This is a genomic window from Rhodococcus sp. IEGM 1307 (genome assembly GCF_030056915.1).
GTDB lineage: Bacteria > Actinomycetota > Actinomycetes > Mycobacteriales > Mycobacteriaceae > Rhodococcus_F > Rhodococcus_F opacus_D.
On the sequence record NZ_JASHKW010000003.1, the window covers coordinates 148560 to 169235 of the forward strand.

Here is a 20676-nt window from a genome sequence, read left to right on the forward strand (position 1 = left end):
TTTCGGAAGGACACAACATGATCGACACCGAGCACTACGGTCCGTGGGCCGTGATAGCGGGCGGCTCCGAGGGTGTGGGCGCGAGTTTCGCCGAGGAACTGGGCCGCGCGGGGATCAACCTCGTGCTGATCGCCCGTAAGCCCGGGCCGCTCGAGGAGACCGCGGCCACGGTCCGCGCCCACGGCGTCCTGGTGCGCACACTCGCGCTCGATCTCCTTGATCCGGACGCCCTCGACCGGATCCGCACGGCCACCGACGACGTCGAGGTCGGGTTGCTGATCTTCAACGCCGGAGCCAACAGTTACGGACACGAGTTCGTCAGCGGCGACCTCGCCGGCTTCCAGCGCGTCATCGACCTGAACATCACCTCGCAGCTGCACCTTTCGCAGCATTTCGCCGCGAGGATGAAGGACCGCGGCCACGGTGGCGTCATGCTGGTCGGTTCGCTGGCCGGGTACCTGGGTTCGGAAGACCAGAGCATCTACGCCGCAGCCAAGGCGTTCGGCCGGATCTTCGCGGAAAGCCTCTGGCTCGAACTCGCGCCGTTCGGCGTCCACGTGGTCGAACTGGTCCTCGGCGTCACCCGCACACCGGCGATGGTCCGGGCGGGCCTGAACTTCGATCTTCCCGGAATGAACGTCGCCGAACCCGAAGATGTTGCCCGTGAGGGGCTCGCGCACATCGCCGACGGCCCGGTCTGGGTGGCGGGCGGCAACTACGACGCGGCGCGCAAGCGCAGCGGTTTCCCCCGCGACGCACTCGTGCGCGGGGCAGCCGAGGGTATGCGGAAACTTCTGGGCCGCCGGTAGCCGCGGACGTCAGAGGGTGGTGACGAGTCCGCCGTCGATCACGAAATCGGAGCCCGTCACATTGCCCGCCCGGCCGCTCGCGAGGAACACGACGAGATCCGCCACCTCGTCCGGGCGGGTGAACCGGCCCGTGACCGCCTGCTCCGCGACACGCTCCGCCACTGCCTCCGGGTCACCGCCTGCGGCGCGCGCCACCGTGGCGGCGACCCCGTCGTCGCCGAGCCAGAGGGCGGTCGACACCGGACCGGGGCTGACGGTGTTCACCCGAATACCCAACGGTCCCAACTCTTTCGACAGGGCCTTCGAGAAGTTGGTGAGCGCGGCCTTGGACGCGCAGTAGTCGATGACGGTGGGGTCGGGCAGGAAACTGTTGACCGAACTCGTGGTCACGATGCTTCCCCGGCCCGCCGCGATCATCGTGGGCAGGGCGGCGCGGATCGTCCGCACCGCCGACATCAGGTTGAGATTCATCGTCGTGATCCAGTCTTCGTCGGTCACGTCGAGGAACCCGGTCAGTCTGGGGTGGGCGGCGCCGACGTTGTTGACGACGATGCCGAGACTGCCCCGAGCAGTGGCGGCGGCGACGAGTTCGCCCGGACCGGTGGGGGTCGACAGGTCGACGTGCACCGCCTCCACCGTTCCGCCGCGGACGAGTTCTTCCAGTTCGGGGCTGGGCGAACGCGCCCCCGCCACCACGAACGCGCCTTCCGCGGCGAGCGCGCGGGTGATGGCGAGCCCGATTCCCTTGCTGGCTCCGGTGACCACGGCGACGGTGCCACGTAAGGCGAGATCCACGGGGTTCCTCCTGACGACGGCGGAGCGTGCACAGACGAGCGGAACGTCCCCCTCCGATCACGCTAGCCGAAATGGTGCCGACCGCGCTGCGGGCGAGTAATCTCAGCGACGAAGGGCCAGGCCACGGCGTTGCTCTCGTACGGCGATGCCTGTCGTCACGCGACTACACCTGGCGCGCAAGCCCCTTCACCCCTAACCACTGTGTTCTTTCCTGACTCCGGAGACGAGTGATGCGACTTCTTCGACTTCGAACCGCCGTTGCCGCGTGCGCGATCGCGGCTGCCGGCACGCTGACCGTGGGGGCCGGACCGGCCCTCGCCCAGGATCTGCCGACGGTGGTGCTGGTACACGGCGCGTTCGCCGACACCACCAGCTGGGATGCGGTGGCCGCGGAACTGCGCGGCCGAGGGTACGAAGTCGTGGTCCCGGACAACCCGTTGCGCGGACCGGCCTACGACTCCGCCGCCATCGAGAAGGTGCTCGCGGACATCCCGGGACCGGTGGTGCTCGTCGGTCACTCGTACGGCGGCGCCGTCATCACCAATGTGCATTCGCCGAACGTCGAGGCCCTCGTCTACGTGGCGGCCTTCGCCCCGGCGCAGGGCGAGCCGGTCATGCTGAACCTCGACCCGATCCGGTTCCCCGGCAGCCAGCTGCTCCCGCCGGTGCTGCAGGTGAAGGTCGTCGAGAACGATCCCACCGGAATCGCCGGGAGAAACCTCGACGGGTACATCGATCCCGGCCGATTCCACGAGGTGTTCGCCCAGGACGTCCCGGACGCCACCGTCGCCGGGATGATCGCGCACCAGAAGTCGGCTGCGCTCGTCGCGAACCTCGAGCCGACCGCCGATCCGTCGTGGGCGTCGACCCCCAGCTGGGCCATGGTCGCTCAGAACGATCGCGTGATTCCGGCAGCCGCGGAGCGGTTCATGGCCACGCGCGCGGGAGCCCGGATCACGGAAGTTTCGGCGTCGCACGCCGTCCTGGTGTCCCAGCCCGGCGCGGTCGCGGACCTCGTGGTGCAGGCAGACCAGGGAACTCCGTAGCGGGCCGCCGTGAACACGCCCGGACAACCGGCACCGAACAGCAGGAACCTCGCCCACCGTGTCCAGAAGATGGTCGGGCGTGATCCGCACGAGGAACACCGTGCGGCAACGCCGCTGGAGCTGCTGTTCGACCTGACGTTCGTCGTCGCGTTCGGCGTCGCGGGCGATCAGTTCGCGCACCTCGTTGCCGAAGGACACGTCGCCGCCGGGCTGGCGGGATTCGCGTTCGCGATGTTCTCGATCATCTGGGCGTGGATCAACTTCTCCTGGTTCGCGTCGGCCTACGACACCGACGACTGGATCTACCGGGTCACCACCATGATCCAGATGATCGGCGTCGTCATCCTGGCGCTGGGCATGCCTCCGATGTTCGCGTCCATCGACCGCGGAGTCGAACTCGACAATTCCGTGATGGTGTCCGGGTACATCGTCATGCGCATCGCCATGGTGTTCCAATGGCTGCGCGCCGCCAAACACGACCCCGAGCACCGTTCCGCGTCACTGACGTATGCCACGATGCTCGTCCTCGCGCAGATCGGCTGGGTCGCACTGGTGATCGCGCCCCTCACCGTCGAGTACGCGTTCGGCCTCGGCGCGATCCTCATCCTCGTCGAGCTGACCAGCCCCGTCATCGCCGAACGGTACAAGGGCGGAACACCCTGGCACGCACACCACATCGTCGAGCGTCACGGGCTGCTCGTCATCATCACCCTCGGCGAGGGCGTGATCGGCACCGTGGCATCGCTGTCCGCCGTGGTCGAACACCAGGGCTGGACACTCGATGCGATACTCGTCGCGGTCGCCGGCATCGGACTCACGTTCGGACTGTGGTGGGTGTACTACACCCTGCCGTCGGCCGAGGTGCTCGCGGTGTATCGCAGCCGGTCGTTCGTCTGGGGCTACAGCCACATCGCGCTCTTCGCGTCGCTGGCCGCGGTGGGGGCCGGACTACACGTGGCGGCGTATTACATCGAACACGCCTCCCATATCGGCGCGACGGCGACGGTGCTCTCCGTCGCCGCACCCGTCGCGATCTTCCTCGCGGGTGTCTACGCGCTGTACACGTATCTGCTGCGGGTGCCCGACCCGTTCCACATCCTGCTCCTCGTCCTGACCGCAGCCACGATCGCGCTCGCACTGGTGCTGGCGGCGCAAGGCGTGTCGATGGCGTGGTGTCTGATCGTGGTGATGCTGGCACCGGTCGTCACGGTCGTCGGATACGAATTGCTCGGACACGCGCACGAGGCCCGTGCGCTCGAGATCGTCCTCGGGCGCGCCGACACCGGCGCCGGCGAGGAGTACTAGGACCAGGGAGTCACCGGCCGAGGCCGGGCCACACCGTCGACGACCAGATCGAGCCGCTCGTCGAAGAAGGCCACGAGCCCCCGAACTTCCGACGCGTCGACGAGGGGCTCGTCGTATCGCCACGCGATGTCGTGAAGCACTCCGCCTGTGGTGACCGCGGACCGGTAGGCGGCCTCGCCCTTGTAGGCGCAGTACGACGTCGTCGCACTCGGTTGCAGTTCCGCGACGACGTCGCCGGGCGGCAGATAGTAGCGGACCGGCAGCAGTGTTTCGAACAGCATTTTCGCCCGCCGCGTGTCGGCGAGGAGGGTGCCGCCCAGCATCACCCGGATGTGGCGGGACGTGCGGCGAACGTCGATGCGCTGGAACGGGTCGTGCGGATGACCGACGATCTCGTCGTCCTCCTCGAGCCAACGGTCGAAGCCGTCGAAATCGAGAACCACGTACCCGGTCAGATCCTCGTCGCCGGGCCGGAACCCCACGGCGTGCTCTGCGCCGGCGGTACGGAGCACGACGGGTTCGCCCGCCGTGCTGTGCACCGAGAACGGCACCCGCGGGTCGAGTACCGGCATCGTCGTCACGTCCGGCAGGGCGAAGCCGACGTCGCCGGTCCCCTCCGCAGCCACCGAATCCGTTGGCTCCGGCGCCAACTCCGCGTCGATGTCCTCCGACGGTACCGCGTACGTGGGAACGACGCGCCGCGGTTCCCAGACCAGGACCGCACGGTCACTGTCGACCACGGTGGTCCCGTTGAGCACGGCACGGATCCGCTTCGCCGTCGGCTCGTAGCGAAGCTCGCATAGCTGACGTCCGATGCTGTCTCGCAGTCGCAGGCCCATGAGTCGAGACTAGGCCTGTCATCGGGCCAGGCCGAGGGAAGCGACGAGGTCCTCGTGGAACTCGAACCAGACGCGGTGGCAGGAGTCGCGGTCGGTTGCCGTGATCCAGCCCGGATCGGTACCCGCTCGCTCGACGGCGCCGGCGAACCGATGGTGATAGCCGGCGAACCGGTCCATGCCCGCGACCAGGCGCGCCTCGAGTTCGCCCAGGTCGTGCGCCGCGGTCGCCAGTCGGGTGATCGTCTCGTCGAGGGTCACGGTCGCCTCGCCGAGGCCCATCTCGGCCAGCTGCCAGGCGGTGCACGCGTCCGCCACGGCGACGTTGTGCGGCAGGAAGTCCTGGTGCACCTGCACCACCACGGCGCGGGTGCCGCACCGGTCGAGCTCGGCGGCGAGCAGTCGCTCGCCGTGCACCTTCCCGGTTTCGGTCAGGGACCAGCCGCCGTCCCCGGCAAAGTCGGTGTGGGTGACCCACCCACGGGCCTCGGCATCGAGCAGGTGCTCGGCTGCCAGTCCTGCAGGCAGCGCGAACCGGGCAGCGATGCGCGCGGTCTCCGCGTAGCCCAGGATCCGCACGGCGTGCAGCACCAGGATGTCCGTCGGTGTGCGGTGCGACATCACATCCTCCCCGCGGCGCCGACGTGCCCGTGGGTGCCGTCGACGCGGACCCGTCGGCCCTCGGTCAGGGTGGTCATGGCCCCCGCCGCTGCCAGGACTGCCGGGATGCCGAATTCGCGGGCCACGATCGCGGCGTGGGCGAGCATCCCGCCCGTCTCGGTGACCACCGCGCACGCGCGGGCCAGCAGCGGCGTCCACGCCGGCGAGGTCGTTCGGCAAACCAGCACGTCGCCCGAACGAAAGCGGGCGAAGTCGTCCAGGCTGCCGATGATCCGCGCAGGCCCGGCAGCGGTGCCCGGGCTGGCTGCGACGCCTGTCAGCAGCATCTCCCCCGGCATTGCTCGCACCGGCAGCGCGGCGGAGGACGCGGTCGTGATCGGGCGGGCCTGCAGGACCCAGATGTCGTCGCCGGCGATCGCCCACTCGATGTCCTGCGGGCACCCGAACAGGCTCTCGACGTCGCGTCCCAGCGCCGCGAGGGCCAGAGCCTGGGCAGTGGTCAGCAGTTGCCCGCCCCGGTGCCGGGCGACCTGCACGTGCACACCGTCGACCAGGTACGCCTCCGGAGTGACGGTCCCGGCCACGACTGCCTCGCCGAGGCCCCGCGCAGCCTCGATCACCACCTGCTCGGCCCCGGTGACCGGGTGCCGGGTGAACATGACTCCGGCCGTCGCGGGTTGCACCATCACCTGCACGATCACCCCGGCCGACGCCGGAGCTTCCCGATCGGTGCGAGCCGCGTAGGCGACGGCTTCGGGTGAGGAGCACGACGCGGCGCTGCGATGCACCGCTTCGATCACCTCGGCGGTGGTGGTGACCCCGAGCGTCGTGGCCAGTTGTCCGGCGAACGAAGACTCGGCGCCGTCCTCCGCGAGGGCGGACGAGCGCACCGCGAACGGACCCGGACCGAGACGGTGCAGTCCGGCCTCGATCGCCCGCTCCCAACCCGGGTCGCCGAGCGGGTCGGGTATCACGAATCCCGCGGGCACCCGGAATCCGGCACGCAGCAGCAGGCCGAGGTTGCGGGCCTTGGCACCGCAACGCTCGGACGCGTCCGGCAGGGGCACGATCGGCACGTTCAGGCCTCCGCGTCGCGGTCGCCGGCCCGGGCAAGCACCCGGTTCAGGCGCTGCTGGGCAGCCTGCGCCGAACCCAGGCGGAGTGCCTGCGCGATCTGCGGCCAGGTCATCGCACTGGCACGGGCAGCGAACAGCAGGCCGGACTCGATCTGATCGAGCTCGACCCGAGCTGACGACAGCAGCCGCAGCCCGGCCGCGAGCACTGCCGGGTCCGTGCCCTGTGCGTCCCGGCCGGCCCACGCCGCGAACCTGACGAGATCGGTGTCTGAACGTGGCTGCCCGGGATGCTCCCAGGGACGCCGCTCGAGCCGCGCGGCACCGGCCTCGTTCAGCGTCGTGCGTGCCTGATCGAGCTCGGCGGCGTGTGTCTGGTCGTCGGTGGTCACCCGACCAGCTCACGCCATCAACAGTCTGTTGTCAACATTCTGTTGATAGTCGTGTCGTCGGGCGAGGTCCCGGCATCCTCAGCCGGCGAGGATCCCGGCGACGAACTCCTGCGCGTCCTTCTGCGACGCGCCGATCGTCCCGCGATGGTCCGCACCCTCGTACGTCCGATATGTCAGTTCGTTCCCGTTGTCCTGCAACGTCTTCACCATCAGATCCGTCGACGGCTTGCTCACCACCAGGTCGCCGGAGCTCTGCGCGACCAGCGTCGGGACCAGCACGTGGACCCTCGACGGCTCCTGCCGGGCCAGGTACTCGGTGAGCGGTCCCAGGTCGGCGTCGGGACGGAAGACCTGACCGGCGGGCACGGGCGGCACCTTCCGGATGTCGTCGATGCACCCGGTCCGCGCCACCGTCAACAGCGGTTGCGCCCGCTCCGTCAGCAACGCCGACGGGACGATGGCCGGATCCGCGGCCTGGGCCCCGAGGAGGATCAGCGGGAGGAACGCCTCGGCCGCTTCGATACCCGGAACACCCGAACGGAAGTACTGCGGCGTCTGGTCGAGCCCGTTGCCCGGCGCGATCGCCACGGCGCCACCGAGGTGCAGTTCCGGGGCGCGCTCCCCGCCCTGCGCGGCGGTGAACAACGCCGCCTGCCCACCCTGACTGTGGCCGATCACGAACCACGTCGAGCCGACCGCCGGATCCATCGCACGGGCGGCGCGGACGATGTCCACGACAGCGTTCGTCTCCGTGTCACCGTTGACGTACGGGTGGATGCCCGGCGTGCCCAGACCCTGGTAGTCCGTGCTCACCACCGCATATCCCTTGGCGACCCAGTCGTCGAGGGACGCGTTCACCCCGGAGAGATAGCCGTGGGCGGGGCCGCCGGCGAAATCCGCGGACGGGGCGCAGGCGTCCGCGACGCCGGTCGTGCCGTGCGCCCAGCTGATCACCGGATATCCACCCTCGGGTGCCGGCGTGCGAGGAATCGACACGGCGCCCGACACCACGACGGGATCGCCGTTGCCGTCCTGCGACGCGTAGGTGATCACCTCGTTCCGTCCGGCGCTCGGCAGGGCCGGACCGTCCGCGACGGCGCGGGACGACAGCAGCTGTCCCGGCCGGAGCGCAGCCGGATCCGTCGCCGTCTCGGAAGTCGCAGTGGAACAGGCGGTTCCACCGAGGAGGACGAGTGCGGCCACCGCGCCGATCCGGGCGCGCGACAACGTCATGAGAACGCCGCCAGCGGCTCGGAACCCGACCAGTCGTGACCCCAGTAGCTGTCCGCCGTGATCTCCTCCGCAGTGTAGTGCGTCTCGTCGACGAGCATGCCCTCCGTGCCGAACTCGAGGTCCCAGCCGCCGGGGGCACGCACGTAGAACGACACCATGCGGTCGTTGGTGTGGCGGCCGAGGGTCGACGAGATGGAGAAGCCCAGCTTACCGAGCCGGTCGAGTGCCTGCCCGACGGCGTCGAGCGTGTCGACCTCCGTCATCAGATGCACCATCCCGGGTTCGCCGCTGTGCGGCGCAGGGCACAACGCGAGGCTGTGATGGCGCTGATTGACACCCATGAACCGCACCCGGCGGGCCGGTCCCGGGGCGTCGGCCGGTCCGAGCCGGATCGCCCCGCGCGGCAGGAAGCCCAGCACCTCGGTGTAGAACGTGTAGGCCTCCTCGAACGCCGGCGTCGGGAGGACCACGTGCCCCAGACCCTGTGCGCCGGTGACGAACCGCCCGCCGTGCGGGGTGACGACCGGGCTGTGGTCGAGGACGGGTCCGAAGAACACCTCCACCCGTGTGCCGGACGGATCGTCGAACGCGATCACCTGCTCTGCGTCGCGGTAGCGCGACTCTTCCTCGGACAGGACGTCGACCGTGACACCCGACTTCTCCACCTGCTCACGCACCCGTTGGAGGGCGAACTGGTCGCGCACCTCCCACCCCACCGCGAGTGCCGTGTCCGTGTCACCCGGGAGGATGATCAGCCGCGACCGCCGCTCGTCGACGCGCAGGTACAGGCCGTCGGGCTCGGGACCGGAACCCTCGGCCATGCCCAGCCCGTCCACCACCAGCTCACGCCAGCGTGGCACGTCCTTCGTCTGGATCCTGAGGTAGCCGAGCCCGCGAATGTCGGTCATGTGAAAGTCCTTTCCTGGAGGCGGCTCCGCCGCCCGTGCGCCTTTCTGGTAGCAGGGACTACCAGAAAGGCGCACGGGCGCGGAGCGCCTAGATCATGGAGCGGTGGATGCCCTGGGGTTCCCCGCCGAGCTGGGTCAGAGCCGAGGAGTGGAAGATCGACCCCGGCACGTGGATGGCGTGGGAGAGGCCGGCGTGGGCGTCCCGCCAGAAGCGCTGCAGGGGTGTCTTCAGTTGGAGCGCACCGCCACCGGAGCGTGCGAAGATCTCGTCCACGGCACGCACCGCCCGCCACGCGGCGGCCGTCTGCGTGCGCCGGCCGATGGAGCGGAGTTCGAACGAGACGTCCCGGCCCTTCTCGGTCATGTCCCAGAACCGGTCGACCGTCTCGAGGATCGCCGCGCGCGACGCCGCGATCTCCGCCGCCGCCTCGCCGATCGCGAACAGCACGTACGGGTCGTCCTTGATCGCGGTACCCGACACGGTGACACGTTCACGCTGCGCATTCAGGTGGCAGGCCAGCGCGCCCTCGGCGATGCCGATCAGCGACGACGTGATGCCGAGCGGGAAGATGCACGAGAACGGGAAGTTGTAGAGCGTCTGGGTGCGGCCGAACTCCTTCGGCGCGGACCCGTCGAAGACCTTGTCGGCCTGCAGGGTCCGGTGCTGCGGGATGAACGCGTCCTTGACGATTAGGTCCTTGGACCCGGTGCCGCGCAGTCCGACGACGTTCCAGCTGTCCTGGTCGATGTCGTAGTCCGGGCGTGGCAGCAGCACGTGCAGGATCTGCGGCGGCATCACCCGGTTGCCGTCCCGGTCGCCGACCGCGGCGCCGATCATGATCCACCCGCAGTGGTCGGTGCCCGAGGAGAACGACCACCGGCCGTTGAGGACGTAGCCGCCGTCGGTGGGCACGGCCACACCCATCGGCGCATACGGCGAGGCCATCCACATGTCGGAGTCCTCGCCCCACACCTCGTCCTGGGCCGTGCGGTCGAAGAACGCGAGTTCCCACGGGTGGACGCCGACGATGCCGCTGACCCAGCCCGCGGCCCCGTCGATGGCGCCGATGCCCATCGCGGTCTCCGCGAACTCGCGCGGATGCGATTCGTAGCCGCCGTACTCCTTGGGCTGCAGCATCCGCATCACTCCGGAGTCGCGCAACCGTTTCGCGGAGGTGTCGGACAGGCGCATCAGCTTGTCGCCCTCGGCGCCTTCCGCTCGGATCTCGTCCGCGTACTGTTCGATCCTGTCAAGAACCTGGCCCATGATGATCTCGGCTTTCTGGTGTCGGTACCCGGCGAAACGCCTAGGCGGACTTCTTCTCGGCGACTGCGGAACCCGCGGACTCCCGGTCTGCGAGACCGAGGGCGATCTCGATCAGCTGGTCCTCCTGACCCCCGACCAGCTTGCGTCGGCCGGCCTCGATGAGGATCTCCGCACCGGACACGCCGTACCGGCGGGCGTGGGAGTCGGCGTGCTTGAGGAAGCTGGAGTAGACACCCGCGTAGCCCATCGTCAGCGACAGCCGGTCGAGCAGGCAGTCGCCGTCCATGATCGGCCGGACGACGTCCTCGGCCGCGTCGATGATCTTCAGCGTGTCGATGCCGGTGCGGATTCCGAGCTTCTCGGTGACGGCGGCGAACGCCTCGACCGGGGTGTTGCCCGCGCCCGCACCGAAGCGCCGGGTGGAGCCGTCGATCTGGAGGGCGCCGGACTCGACGGCGAGCACCGAGTTGGCGACACCGAGCCCGAGGTTCTCGTGCCCGTGGAAGCCGACCTGCGCGTCGTCGCCGAGTTCGGCCACCAGGGCGGACACCCGGTCGCTGACGGCGTTCAGGATCAGCGCCCCGGCCGAGTCCACCACGTACACGCACTGGCAGCCGGCGTCGGCCATGATCCGGGCCTGCTTCGCGAGAACCTCCGGCGGCTGGCTGTGCGACATCATCAGGAAGCCGACGGTCTCCAGCCCGAGTTCGCGGGCGAGACCGAAATGCTGCACGGAGATGTCGGCTTCGGTGCAGTGCGTGGCGATGCGGCAGATGCTTGCGCCGTTGTCCGCAGCCTCCCGGATGTCGGACTGGACGCCCAGTCCGGGGAGCATGAGGAACGCGATCCTGGCCCGCTCCGCCGTCTCCACCGCGGCCTTGATCAGTTCCTGCTCCGGGGTGTGGCTGAAGCCGTAGTTGAACGAGGAACCGCCGAGTCCGTCGCCGTGGGTGACCTCGATGACCGGGACCCCGGCGGCGTCGAGCGCCCCGACGATCGAGCGGACGTGGTCGACGGTGAACTGGTGTCGCTTGGCGTGGGATCCGTCGCGCAGGGACGAGTCCGTCACCCGGATGTCGAGATCGGCACTGTAAGGCATCGGTATTCCTTCGAAGAGTGAATGGGGCGGACGCGTCAGACGCTCGCGCCGAGGATCTGCGTCGCGAAGCTCTCGCCGACCTTGGTGGCGGCGGCGGTCATGATGTCGAGGTTGCCGGAATAGGGCGGCAGGAAGTCGCCCGCTCCCTCTACCTCGAGGAAGATGCCGACCCGGGCGAGGCCACCGCTGATCGGCGTCGGGTCGTCGAATTGCGGTTCGGCGCGCAGTCGGTAGCCGGGGACGTACGCCTGCACGGACGCTGCGACGTCGTGGATGGACGCGGTGATCGCGTCCCGGTCGGCGTCGGCGGGAATGGAGCAGAACACTGTGTCCTTCATGAACATCGGCGGTTCGGCCGGGTTCAGGATGATGATCGCCTTGCCCTTCTTCGCCCCGCCGATCGTCTCGATGCCCCGGCTCGTGGTGATCGTGAATTCGTCGATGTTCGCGCGGGTGCCCGGGCCTGCGGACGGCGACGCCACGCTGGCGACGATCTCGGCGTACGCCACCTCGGCGATCCGGGAGACGGCGTACACCATCGGGATGGTTGCCTGGCCGCCACACGTGATGAGGTTGACGTTCGGCGCCGTCCGGTGCTCGCCCATGTTCACGGCGGGCACGACGGCGGGTCCGAGCGCGGCGGGGGTGAGGTCGACGGCCTGGATGCCGAGTTCCCGGTAGCGGGGGGCGTTCGCCCGGTGCACGTAGGCGGACGTGGCCTCGAAGACGATGTCGGGACGCTCGTCCTGGGCGAGCAGCCAGTCGACACCCTCGGCGCTGGCGATCACACCCCGGTCCGTGGCGCGCTTCAGTCCCTCACTGTCCGGGTCGACGCCGATCATCCAGCGGGGCTCGATGATCTCCGAGCGGAGGAGCTTGTACAGGAGGTCGGTGCCGATGTTGCCGGATCCGACGATCGCGGCGAGAGCCTTGGTCACAGTTGTCGCCTTTACTTGAATTCTACTGATACGGAACCGATGTCACTGAAATCGGCGCGGAACACGTCACCGGGCCGGGCGTCGATCGCGCGGGTGCACGAGCCGGGCAGGATGACGTGCCCGGCCTCGAGTCGCACTCCGAAGCTCGCGACCTTCCGGGCCAGCCATGCCACGGCCTTCGTGGGATTGCCGAGCACCGCCGACGCCTCGCCCCGCGCGATCTCCTCCTCGCCCTGAAACAGCACGGCGGAGATCCCGCCGATGTCGACGTTCGCCGGTTCCACCCGTCCGGCGCCGAGGATCACCCCGGCCGAGGACGCGTTGTCGGCGATCGTGTCGGCGAGCCCGATCTTCCAGTCGGTGATGCGGGAGTCGATCAGTTCGATGCTGGGAACGATGTATTCGGTAGCCGCCAGCACGTCCTCTTCGGTGCATCCCTCCCCCGGCAGGGTCTCGCCGAGGACGTACCCGATCTCCACCTCGATGCGCGGGTAGCAGAATCGAGCAGTGTCGATCGGCGTCCCCTCGGCGTACACCATGCTCGACAGCAGATGTCCGTAGTCGGGTTCGTCGACGCCCATCATCTTCTGCATGACCTCGGACGACAGCCCGACCTTGTGGCCGTACACCGTCTCCCCCGCCTCCAGCCGCGCGCGGATGTTGATCAGCGCGATTTCGTAGGCGTCGACCACGTCGATGCCCGGGAACACGGTGGTCAACGGGTCGATCGGCGCACGGTCCTGTTCGGCGTTCCGCAGCAGGTGGGCGGCGGACAGTCGCTGCGCATCGCTCAGCATCACGCCACCTCTCCCGCACGTGAGTGCTGTCGCGTGGTCCGGGACGCCTCGCCACTCACGTCGGCGACGTGCAGCGCGGCGATGTAGCCGAACACCATGGCGGGACCGATGGTCGCGCCCGCACCGGCGTATTCGTTGCCCATCACCGACGCCGACGTGTTGCCGGTGGCGTACAGGCCGTCGATGACGGAACCGTCCTCGCGGAGCACCCGCGCGTCGGCGTCGGTGACGAGTCCGCCCTTGGTCCCCAGGTCGCCGGCCTCGCACCGGATCGCGTAGAACGGTCCCTCGACGATCTCGTCGAGGCACGGGTTCTTCATCGTCGGGTCGCCGTAGTACCGGTCGTACGCGCTGTCGCCGCGGCCGAAGTCCTCGTCCTTGCCGGTGCGGGCGAAGCCGTTGAACCGGTCGATGGTCGCGACCAGGGTGTCGGCCTTGACGCCGATCGCGTCGGCGAGGTCGCGCAGCGTGTCCGCCTTGTGCACGACCCCGGAGTCGTAGAACCCCTGCGGGAACGGCACACCCGGCAGCACCTGCGCGAACGGGTACCGCGACTTCGCCTTGCCGTCCATCACGAACCACGCCGGGACGTGACCGCCGTCGAGTTGGTCGTGGACGAAGTTCACGTACGGCGACGACTCGTTGGTGAAGCGTTCGCCGCGGCCGTTGACGATCACCGACGGCGGAATGCACCGTTCCGAGACGAGCGGGATCACGGCGCCCATCGGGTGGAGCACCGACGGCATCCACCAGGCGTCGTCCATGAGGTCGACTGCCGCGCCGAGCTTCTGGCCGGCGACGATGCCGTCGCCGGTGTTCTCCCGGGCGCCGGCACTGACGTCCGGGACGCCGTGCTTGGGTAGATACTTCGCGCGCATGTCCTGGTTGTGGTCGAATCCGCCGGTCGCGAGCAGCACGCCGTGGCGGGCGCCGATCCGGACCGTGTGCCCGTCGCGTTCGGCGAGAACACCGACGACCGCTCCGGTGCCGTCGACGATCAGTTCCGTCATCGACGTCTTCAGCCACAGCGGCACCCCGGCATCCTCGAGGACCATCCGCATCCGCGCCACGAGTGCGCGGCCGCCGGTGGCCATGTGGCGTCGGCGGATCACGTTGGACGCCACCCGCCACGCCGCGACCAGTGATGCCTTGCGGCCCTTCCAGGTGCGCTTGACCATGGCGAGGTCGTGGTAGTCCTTGGACGTGACCCACAGTCCCAGCGGACCCTTCATGCTGTTCGGCCGCTGATACTGCTCGTCCTCCTTCAGCGCCCGGGTGTCGAACGGCGTGCATTCGATGGTGCGTCCGAGCGGACGGCCGCCGTCATACTCCGGGTGGTAGTCGGAGTAGCCCTTCACCCAGTACAGCTTCATGTGCGGGCTGCGGTCGAGCAGTTCCATCAGCTCGGGGCCCTTGTCGACGAACGCGTCGAGACGGTCGGCGGGAACCGTGCCCTCGGTGATGATGTCGAGGTAGCGGCGGATCGACTCCCGTGAGTCGATCACGCCCTTTTCCCGCAGTGTCGGGGCGTTGGGAATCCAGATGCCGCCCCCGGAGATGGCGGTGGATCCGCCGAACGTGGCGCCCTTGTCGATGACGAGAGTGTCGATTCCCCGGTCGGCCGCGGTGATCGCCGCGGCCATACCGCCGCCACCGCTGCCGACGACGAGGAAATCGACTGTGGTGTCGAAGTTTTCTTCGGTGCCGCTCATCGTCCGGTGCCGTCCTTGCGGAGGAGGAAGGCGAGGACGGCACTCTCGAACGCCGTCTTCTGCTCGATCATTGCCCAGTGCCCGCAGTTCGGGAACACGTGCAGTTCCGCCCGGGGAATCGACCGCATCGGGATGATCGCCATGTCCAGCGGGCTGACTCGGTCGTCGCGACCCCACGTGAGCAGTGTCTGCGCCTTCACCTTGTGCAGCTGAGCCCAGTACGGCGTCGCATCGGACTCGAGTGCAGCCCGGGCGCCGGCCTCGAACGCCGCCCTGCTGTACATCTTGCGGGCGCTGGCGAGGGTCTCGGGGTCGGTTGCCTGCGTCCAGCGTTCCTCGATCAGTTCCTCGGTGACCATCGCGGGGTCGAACACCATCGAGTGCAGCCACGCGATCAGTCGTTCCCGGGTGGGGTCGTCCGTGAACTCCATCAGGAGGTTGATGCCCTCACCGGGGCCGGGGCTGAAGAGGTTCCTGCCGATGCCGCCGATGGTGATCAGCTTGCCGACCCGGTCGGGGTGCGCGATGGCGAACTGGGTGGCGACGATGCCGCCCATCGAGTTTCCGAGCATTGCCACCTCGTCCAGTCCGAGCCCGTCGAGGAAGCGGAGTACCGCGTCGCCTGCGGTGAGCATCGGATGACCGCCGAAGTCGTCGCTGACCCCGAATCCCGGGAACTCCAGGACGAAGGTGCGGAAGTGCTCGGCGAAGACGCCGAGGTTGCCGCGGAAGTTGCGCCACCCCGTCACGCCGGGGCCGGAGCCGTGCAGCAGCAGAAGAGGCGGGCCGTCGCCGGCCTCATGGTAGCGAAGCACGCCGAGGTCGGTCTTCAGCTCCTTCAGGGTGCCCTCGTAACTCGAGTCAGTCGTCATGGTCGGTCACGTTGCCAGCGCGCTCCAGGCTCGGACAGAAGCGATCCCGGTCAGCGAGACATCGCCCTGTGCGCGCAGGCATCGGCCGGGGATTTCCACTGACCGAGACGGCATCTCGTGACGGTTCTGGGCCGTCCCTAGCCTCGGGGACGATCGTCGAACGGGTCGGCGACGGAAGAGCAATCGGAGGCGGTCTGATGGCAATCGAACCGGCCGGCACCCAGCCCGGGACCCGCTCGGACGCACCGTCACCGGACGAGATGCGCCGTGCCCTCGGCCAATTCGCCAGCGGAGTGACGGTGGTGACCGGCCTCGACACGGAGGGTCCGGTGGGTTTCACGTGTCAGTCGTTCGCGTCGGTGTCCCTGGAGCCGCCGCTGATCCTGTTCTGCGCCGATCACCGCGGGCGAGCATGGCCGCGCATCCGACGGTCGGGGCGTTTCACGATCAACGTGCTGCGCGAGGACCAGACGGACCTCTGTGTCCGGTTCGGCTCGAGCCGGGGCACCAAGTTCGACGGGCTCGCCTGGGAGCCGTCGCGGTGGTCGACGCCGTCGCTGCCGGGGGTCCTCGTCCGCGTGCACGCGGACGTGCAGTCGGTGCACACCGCCGGCGACCACGACGTCGTGATCGGACGCGTCCGGGAACTCGACTCGGTGTGCGAGGAGCGTCCGATGGTGTTCTTCCGGGGCGGTTTCGGCATCGACGCCGCTCCGCGGCCCGTGCGCGCGTAACGAGTCCAGCGACTCGTCACACGCGCACGGGCGCTACAGCCATTGGCCGGACTGCACCGCGAGGAGCTGGTCCAGCGTCTCGGTCGACCACGAGCTGTCCGGGATCTCCGGGGTCCGGCGGCCGCGACGGGGTGTTCCCAGTTCGGGGTGGAGCGTCCGGGTGACTTCCCGGGCGGCGTCGACGACGAGCGGGGCGACGCGCTCGAGTTGGACGGTGCGCGTGTCGCCGCACAGCGAGATGCCGGCCACCGGCCCGTCGGCGCTGCGGACCGCGACACCGACGCAGCCGATTCCGCGCACCGCCTCGCCCCGCTCGAACGCGAGGCCGCGGCGCTGCCGGATCCGGTTGAGCTCCTGGTGCAGTGTGGACAGTTCGGTGATCGTGCGGTCCGTGCTCCGGTTGAGTCGCGGCCCGTACATGCTGTCGACCTGCTCCGGGTCCACCCACGCCAGCATCGCCTTGCCGCCCGCCGTCGTGTAGGCGGGCACGCGCCCACCCACCCGCGACGGCAGGCTCGCGGCCATCCGTCCGCCCACCTTGTCCAGGTACACGCTCTCCGCACCGTCCAGCACGGCCAGGTGCACCACCATTCCGGTCTGCATGTGCAGGTCGTGCAGCAGCGGGGCCGCCGCGGCCCGGACCTGGCTGTGCCCGTTGTCGCCGCCGCCGAGCCCCATCGCGCGCCGTCCGAGGCAGTAGCCGAAGCTGGCGTGGTCGACCCAGTCGAGGCGAACCAGCTGATCGAGGATGCGGTGCACCGTGGACCGCGGCAGCCGGGTGCGGCACGCGACCTCCTCGAGGGTCAGGCGCGACGTGCGGCCGTCGAAGGCGTCGAGGATCAGCGTCATCCGCTCGACCATCGACGGTGGCAGATCCTTCTTCGCAGCGGGTACCGACAGTGCATCATCCGAATCGACGACAGTCATCGACGCCTCCAAATATCCTGGTCACACGCATACGCCCGACAAAAATTGAAATGAATTCTTAAAATGTACCAGCCGTGCCCGCCGCGGGGAAGAAATCGGACAATCGCCGCGCCCGGTCAGCGGGAACGCCCGCGCGACCCCCGGGGCACCTCCACTACAACGGTGACGACAGACCGACCCCCGACAGCGGAGTAACCACCTGATGCACATAGGAATCGCGCCACCCATCGTCATCGCGCACCCCGCCGTCCGCGAGGACTGGGAACTCGGCGCCGGCATCGCGGAGTTGACCGCGATCGCCCGCACCGCCGACCGCCTCGGCTACCACCACCTCACCTGCAGCGAGCACGTCGCCGTCCCCACCGACGTCGCGGTCGAGCGCGGCGGCACCTACTGGGACCCGCTCGCGACCCTCGGGTTCCTGGCCGCCCAGACCACCGGCATCCGCCTCGCCACCCAGGTCCTGGTACTCGGCTATCACCACCCCCTCGAGATCGCGAAGCGCTACGGCACGCTCGACGTCGTCAGCGGCGGCCGACTCGTCCTCGGGCTGGGCGTGGGCAGCCTGCGCGAGGAATTCGACCTGCTCGGCGCCCATTTCGACGACCGGGGCGCCCGCGCCGACGACGCCCTCGCGGCGCTCCGTGCGTCGCTGTCACAACCTCGGCCCGAGTACCACGGCACGTTCTACGACTTCGACGGCGTCGTCGTCGAGCCGCACGCCGTCCAGCCGCGGGTTCCGCTGTGGATCGGGGGACGGACTCTGCGATCCCTGCGCCGCGCGGTGACGCTCGGCGACGGGTGGGTGCCGTTCGGCCTGTCGCTCGACGAGTTGTGCACGCTGCTCGCCAGAGTCGACCTCCCCGAGGGTTTCGAGGTGGTCCTCAGCGCCGGCGCGCCCCTCGATCCGATCGGCTCCCGCGACACCGTGACCCGCGCCCTCGAACGACGACGCGACGCCGGCACCACCGTCGTCAGCGCCACCCTCGCGTCCACGAGCGCAGCCCACTACTGCGAGCAACTGGAGGCCCTCCGGCAGCTGGGCGACGAACTCGACCTCTCCTTCCGCACCGCAACCGAAGACAGGATCCGTCCATGACCGGCACCGAAGAACTCGTCCGCGCACTCGCCGAACGCGTCACCGCGCTCGAAGACAAGCTCGCCATCCTCGAGCTGATGACCGCCTACGGTCCCGCCATCGACAGCGGTTCGGCCGACGCGGTCGCACGCCTGTGGACCGAGGACGGTGTGTACGACGTCGACACCGGGGTGATGCGCGGGCATGCGGCCATCACGGCGATGGTGCAGTCGCAGGCGCACCAGGGCTGGATCGGCGGCGGCTGCGCGCACATGCTCGAGCCCGGGCACGTGCGCGTCGACGGTGACACCGCGGTGGCCACGTGCAAGTCGCAGCTGATCATTCACGACGACGACGGATTCCGCGTCCACCGGATCACCGCCAACCGGTGGGAGCTCGCCAAGATCGACGGCGAGTGGAAGGTGACCCGGCGCGTCAATCGGCTGCTCGACGGTCGCGAGGAGGCGCGCACCCTGCTGGCGGCTGGGGTGCGCGCCTGAACACTTGGACTGCCACACCGACACGAGGCCCGCAGATGCTGCGGGCCTCGTGGTCGGGCAAGGAAACTGTCAGGCGACCATCTCCGACTTCGGCGACGCCACGTCGACCGGACGCTCGATCTTGTTGCGGATGAGGAGAAGTCCCATCACCGAGGCCAGCAGTCCGGCGACGGCGAGTGTGAAGAAGGCGTAGACGAAGCCCCTCTCCGAGTACTGCGCGGCGCGGCCCACCAGCACGACACCGGGGATCGCGACGATGGCGATCATCACCTGACTGCCGATCGCACTACCCAGCGAGCCGGAGAGGTTCAGCATCCCGCCTGCAATTCCCTGCGTCTGCGCGGGCACGGTGCGCATGATGAGGTTCGGCAGCGTCGCCGATGCGGAACCGAGCCCGAGGCCGATCACCAACTGCCCGAACATCATCTGGACCGTCGAGTCGTGCAGGGTGGCGAGCAGGAACGATCCGAGCGCGAGGGACGCGCCGCCGAACACCAGAACCGGTGCCGGGCCGATGCGGCGGGTGAAGTATCCGCCGACCGGGCCCGCGATCATCGACACGACGCCCGTGGGGACGGTGTAGATGGCGACGGCGAGTGCGGTGACTCCGAATCCGTAACCGAGACCGAGGTCGGGATCGGTCATCACGAACATCGGGATGAGCATCGAATGGCTGACCAGGACGAACTGGACGAAACCGCTGGCGGCCAATGTTTTCGCGACGGGTCCGTGCTTCAGCATCTGCAGGTCGATGAGCGGTTCCTTCGGCGTGCGTTCGTAGAGCAGCCAGCCGGCGAGGATGGCGAGCCCGCCGCCAACGCACAGCAATGTCTGCGGGGCCGTGTACCCCCACGCGGTGGCCTTGCCGATACCGAACAGCAGCACGAATGCACCGAGGCCGAGGATGGCCGCGCCGAGCACGTCCAGCTTCGATCGCGTCCGCAGCGTGGTCTCGGGAACGAAGATCGCGACCGCGATTCCGACGACCGCCACGTGGAGGAGTTGCGCCCAGAACACGCCGGTGTAGCCGAAGTGGTCGATGAGGTAACCGCCGATGATCGGGCCGAGGATGGTGCTGGCGCCCATTCCGGTGGCGACGAATCCCACGGCCACGGGAATGATCGACGGGGGCAGAATGTCTCGGATCAACCCGTAGGCGAGCACGAGGATCGCCATGCCCGCACCCTGCAAGCCGCGGCCCACGAGGAAGAGTTCGAAGTTGGGGGCCAGCGCGCCGAGTAGTGAACCGGCGCCGAACACCGCGGCGGACACGAGCATCATCCGCTTCTTGCCGTAGATGTCGCCGAGTTTGCCGACGAGCGGAGTCGAGGCGGCAAGCATCAGGGTGACGATCGTGATCACCCAGCCGACGTTCGCGGTGCCGAAGTGTTTCGCGATCTCCGGCAGCGCCGGGGTGACGAAGTTGTAGGCGAGCGGGATGACTTCGACCAGAAGGATGATCAAGGCCAGCAGGGCGAACGCCTTCCCGCGTGAGAGCGGTGCGCGCTCCGCCTCACCTGGGGACAGGGGCATGTTATGCATATGTGGCTCCGGGGGATTCGAGAGGATCAGCACGCCCAACCTGGCATGCCGCCCAGTGACGTCGACCACAGTTCCCACTCACCGAGACCTGCCCGCAGCCGGTGTCGTCGATGCCGAATCGGCAGGGAAAGTAGAAAACATTCCCCCATTGAATCGTGCCTATGTAGTGACTGATCAGTAGTTCGTGCGATA

21 protein-coding genes are annotated in these 20676 nt (G+C 68.8%); 6 read left to right on the forward strand and 15 right to left on the reverse strand.

Annotated elements, in window-relative coordinates:
* Positions 1–17 precede the first annotated feature (17 nt).
* Complete coding sequence (locus QM841_RS06925) at positions 18–809, forward strand: SDR family NAD(P)-dependent oxidoreductase (RefSeq protein ID WP_283331387.1); 792 nt, start codon at positions 18–20, stop codon at positions 807–809.
* Positions 810–818: 9 nt separating this feature from the next.
* Here QM841_RS06925 and QM841_RS06930 read toward each other — a convergent pair whose 3' ends face one another.
* On the reverse strand, positions 819–1604 hold the full coding sequence (locus tag QM841_RS06930; RefSeq protein WP_283331388.1) for an SDR family NAD(P)-dependent oxidoreductase: 786 nt from the start codon (positions 1602–1604) through the stop codon (positions 819–821).
* A 230-nt stretch (positions 1605–1834) separates the two neighbouring features.
* On the opposite strand from QM841_RS06930, the gene QM841_RS06935 reads away from it, so the two are divergent.
* Both QM841_RS06935 and QM841_RS06940 read left to right on the forward strand, forming a co-directional pair.
* On the forward strand, positions 1835–2650 hold the full coding sequence (locus tag QM841_RS06935) for an alpha/beta hydrolase (RefSeq protein WP_283331389.1): 816 nt from the start codon (positions 1835–1837) through the stop codon (positions 2648–2650).
* A 69-nt stretch (positions 2651–2719) separates the two neighbouring features.
* On the forward strand, positions 2720–3955 hold the full coding sequence (locus tag QM841_RS06940) for a low temperature requirement protein A (RefSeq protein WP_283331598.1): 1236 nt from the start codon (positions 2720–2722) through the stop codon (positions 3953–3955).
* On the opposite strand, the gene QM841_RS06945 is transcribed toward QM841_RS06940, so the two are convergent.
* The 12 genes from QM841_RS06945 to QM841_RS07000 all read right to left on the reverse strand — a co-directional run bounded on the left by QM841_RS06945 (position 3952) and on the right by QM841_RS07000 (position 15703).
* On the reverse strand, positions 3952–4794 hold the full coding sequence (locus QM841_RS06945) for a DUF427 domain-containing protein (RefSeq protein ID WP_283331390.1): 843 nt from the start codon (positions 4792–4794) through the stop codon (positions 3952–3954). The genes QM841_RS06940 and QM841_RS06945 overlap by 4 nt on opposite strands.
* Before the next feature lie 18 nt (positions 4795–4812).
* On the reverse strand, positions 4813–5412 hold the full coding sequence (locus tag QM841_RS06950) for a hypothetical protein (protein WP_283331391.1): 600 nt from the start codon (positions 5410–5412) through the stop codon (positions 4813–4815).
* Positions 5412–6488 carry a PEP/pyruvate-binding domain-containing protein gene (locus QM841_RS06955; protein ID WP_283331392.1) on the reverse strand — a complete coding sequence of 359 codons (1077 nt, stop codon included), beginning with the start codon at positions 6486–6488 and terminating at the stop codon, positions 5412–5414. The genes QM841_RS06950 and QM841_RS06955 overlap by 1 nt, the downstream gene beginning before the upstream one ends.
* A gap of 2 nt (positions 6489–6490) precedes the next feature.
* A complete protein-coding gene (locus tag QM841_RS06960) occupies positions 6491–6877 on the reverse strand; it encodes a hypothetical protein (protein ID WP_283331393.1) in 387 nt (128 codons plus the stop codon).
* A 78-nt stretch (positions 6878–6955) separates the two neighbouring features.
* Positions 6956–8110 carry an alpha/beta hydrolase family protein gene (locus QM841_RS06965; RefSeq protein WP_283331394.1) on the reverse strand — a complete coding sequence of 385 codons (1155 nt, stop codon included), beginning with the start codon at positions 8108–8110 and terminating at the stop codon, positions 6956–6958.
* Positions 8107–9018, reverse strand: a complete 912-nt coding sequence (gene bphC, locus QM841_RS06970; RefSeq protein WP_283331395.1) for a biphenyl-2,3-diol 1,2-dioxygenase — start codon at positions 9016–9018, stop codon at positions 8107–8109. The genes QM841_RS06965 and bphC overlap by 4 nt, the downstream gene beginning before the upstream one ends.
* A gap of 88 nt (positions 9019–9106) precedes the next feature.
* Complete coding sequence (locus QM841_RS06975) at positions 9107–10285, reverse strand: acyl-CoA dehydrogenase family protein (RefSeq protein WP_283331396.1); 1179 nt, start codon at positions 10283–10285, stop codon at positions 9107–9109.
* Between the two features lie 40 nt (positions 10286–10325).
* Positions 10326–11384 carry a 4-hydroxy-2-oxovalerate aldolase gene (gene dmpG / locus QM841_RS06980; protein ID WP_280781487.1) on the reverse strand — a complete coding sequence of 353 codons (1059 nt, stop codon included), beginning with the start codon at positions 11382–11384 and terminating at the stop codon, positions 10326–10328.
* A gap of 35 nt (positions 11385–11419) precedes the next feature.
* On the reverse strand, positions 11420–12322 hold the full coding sequence (locus QM841_RS06985; RefSeq protein WP_283331397.1) for an acetaldehyde dehydrogenase (acetylating): 903 nt from the start codon (positions 12320–12322) through the stop codon (positions 11420–11422).
* A gap of 11 nt (positions 12323–12333) precedes the next feature.
* Entirely contained in the window at positions 12334–13119 is a 786-nt protein-coding gene (locus QM841_RS06990) for a 2-keto-4-pentenoate hydratase (protein WP_280781485.1), read from the reverse strand.
* The gene (locus QM841_RS06995; RefSeq protein WP_283331398.1) at positions 13119–14831 is read right to left on the reverse strand and encodes an FAD-binding protein; all 1713 of its coding nucleotides are present in this window, start codon (positions 14829–14831) and stop codon (positions 13119–13121) included. The genes QM841_RS06990 and QM841_RS06995 overlap by 1 nt, the downstream gene beginning before the upstream one ends.
* Positions 14828–15703, reverse strand: a complete 876-nt coding sequence (locus tag QM841_RS07000; protein WP_283331399.1) for an alpha/beta fold hydrolase — start codon at positions 15701–15703, stop codon at positions 14828–14830. The genes QM841_RS06995 and QM841_RS07000 overlap by 4 nt, the downstream gene beginning before the upstream one ends.
* Positions 15704–15900: 197 nt before the next feature.
* Here QM841_RS07000 and QM841_RS07005 point away from each other — a divergent pair, with 197 nt between their 5' ends.
* A complete protein-coding gene (locus tag QM841_RS07005; protein ID WP_283331400.1) occupies positions 15901–16437 on the forward strand; it encodes a flavin reductase family protein in 537 nt (178 codons plus the stop codon).
* Between the two features lie 33 nt (positions 16438–16470).
* Here QM841_RS07005 and QM841_RS07010 read toward each other — a convergent pair whose 3' ends face one another.
* The gene (locus QM841_RS07010; protein ID WP_280781481.1) at positions 16471–17364 is read right to left on the reverse strand and encodes an IclR family transcriptional regulator; all 894 of its coding nucleotides are present in this window, start codon (positions 17362–17364) and stop codon (positions 16471–16473) included.
* Between the two features lie 202 nt (positions 17365–17566).
* On the opposite strand from QM841_RS07010, the gene QM841_RS07015 reads away from it, so the two are divergent.
* Entirely contained in the window at positions 17567–18463 is an 897-nt protein-coding gene (locus tag QM841_RS07015) for a TIGR03619 family F420-dependent LLM class oxidoreductase (RefSeq protein ID WP_283331401.1), read from the forward strand.
* Positions 18460–18942 (forward strand): nuclear transport factor 2 family protein, encoded by a 483-nt coding sequence (locus QM841_RS07020; RefSeq protein ID WP_128639302.1) that lies wholly within the window; start codon positions 18460–18462, stop codon positions 18940–18942. The genes QM841_RS07015 and QM841_RS07020 overlap by 4 nt, the downstream gene beginning before the upstream one ends.
* Before the next feature lie 69 nt (positions 18943–19011).
* On the opposite strand, the gene QM841_RS07025 is transcribed toward QM841_RS07020, so the two are convergent.
* Positions 19012–20475, reverse strand: a complete 1464-nt coding sequence (locus QM841_RS07025; RefSeq protein WP_280781480.1) for an MFS transporter — start codon at positions 20473–20475, stop codon at positions 19012–19014.
* Positions 20476–20676 lie beyond the last annotated feature (201 nt).

What these genes read in the sequence shown, in the direction of transcription:
- QM841_RS06925 (WP_283331387.1), top strand. Translation starts at nt 18, where the DNA reads ATGATCGACACCGAGCACTACGGTCCGTGGGCCGTGATAGCGGGCGGC.
- QM841_RS06935 (WP_283331389.1), top strand. Translation starts at nt 1,835, where the DNA reads ATGCGACTTCTTCGACTTCGAACCGCCGTTGCCGCGTGCGCGATCGCG.
- QM841_RS06940 (WP_283331598.1), top strand. Translation starts at nt 2,720, where the DNA reads ATGGTCGGGCGTGATCCGCACGAGGAACACCGTGCGGCAACGCCGCTG.
- QM841_RS06945 (WP_283331390.1), bottom strand. Translation starts at nt 4,794, where the DNA reads ATGGGCCTGCGACTGCGAGACAGCATCGGACGTCAGCTATGCGAGCTT.
- QM841_RS06950 (WP_283331391.1), bottom strand. Translation starts at nt 5,412, where the DNA reads ATGTCGCACCGCACACCGACGGACATCCTGGTGCTGCACGCCGTGCGG.
- QM841_RS06965 (WP_283331394.1), bottom strand. Translation starts at nt 8,110, where the DNA reads ATGACGTTGTCGCGCGCCCGGATCGGCGCGGTGGCCGCACTCGTCCTC.
- bphC (WP_283331395.1), bottom strand. Translation starts at nt 9,018, where the DNA reads ATGACCGACATTCGCGGGCTCGGCTACCTCAGGATCCAGACGAAGGAC.
- QM841_RS06975 (WP_283331396.1), bottom strand. Translation starts at nt 10,285, where the DNA reads ATGGGCCAGGTTCTTGACAGGATCGAACAGTACGCGGACGAGATCCGA.
- dmpG (WP_280781487.1), bottom strand. Translation starts at nt 11,384, where the DNA reads ATGCCTTACAGTGCCGATCTCGACATCCGGGTGACGGACTCGTCCCTG.
- QM841_RS06990 (WP_280781485.1), bottom strand. Translation starts at nt 13,119, where the DNA reads ATGCTGAGCGATGCGCAGCGACTGTCCGCCGCCCACCTGCTGCGGAAC.
- QM841_RS06995 (WP_283331398.1), bottom strand. Translation starts at nt 14,831, where the DNA reads ATGAGCGGCACCGAAGAAAACTTCGACACCACAGTCGATTTCCTCGTC.
- QM841_RS07000 (WP_283331399.1), bottom strand. Translation starts at nt 15,703, where the DNA reads ATGACGACTGACTCGAGTTACGAGGGCACCCTGAAGGAGCTGAAGACC.
- QM841_RS07005 (WP_283331400.1), top strand. Translation starts at nt 15,901, where the DNA reads ATGGCAATCGAACCGGCCGGCACCCAGCCCGGGACCCGCTCGGACGCA.
- QM841_RS07010 (WP_280781481.1), bottom strand. Translation starts at nt 17,364, where the DNA reads ATGACTGTCGTCGATTCGGATGATGCACTGTCGGTACCCGCTGCGAAG.
- QM841_RS07015 (WP_283331401.1), top strand. Translation starts at nt 17,567, where the DNA reads ATGCACATAGGAATCGCGCCACCCATCGTCATCGCGCACCCCGCCGTC.
- QM841_RS07020 (WP_128639302.1), top strand. Translation starts at nt 18,460, where the DNA reads ATGACCGGCACCGAAGAACTCGTCCGCGCACTCGCCGAACGCGTCACC.
- QM841_RS07025 (WP_280781480.1), bottom strand. Translation starts at nt 20,475, where the DNA reads ATGCCCCTGTCCCCAGGTGAGGCGGAGCGCGCACCGCTCTCACGCGGG.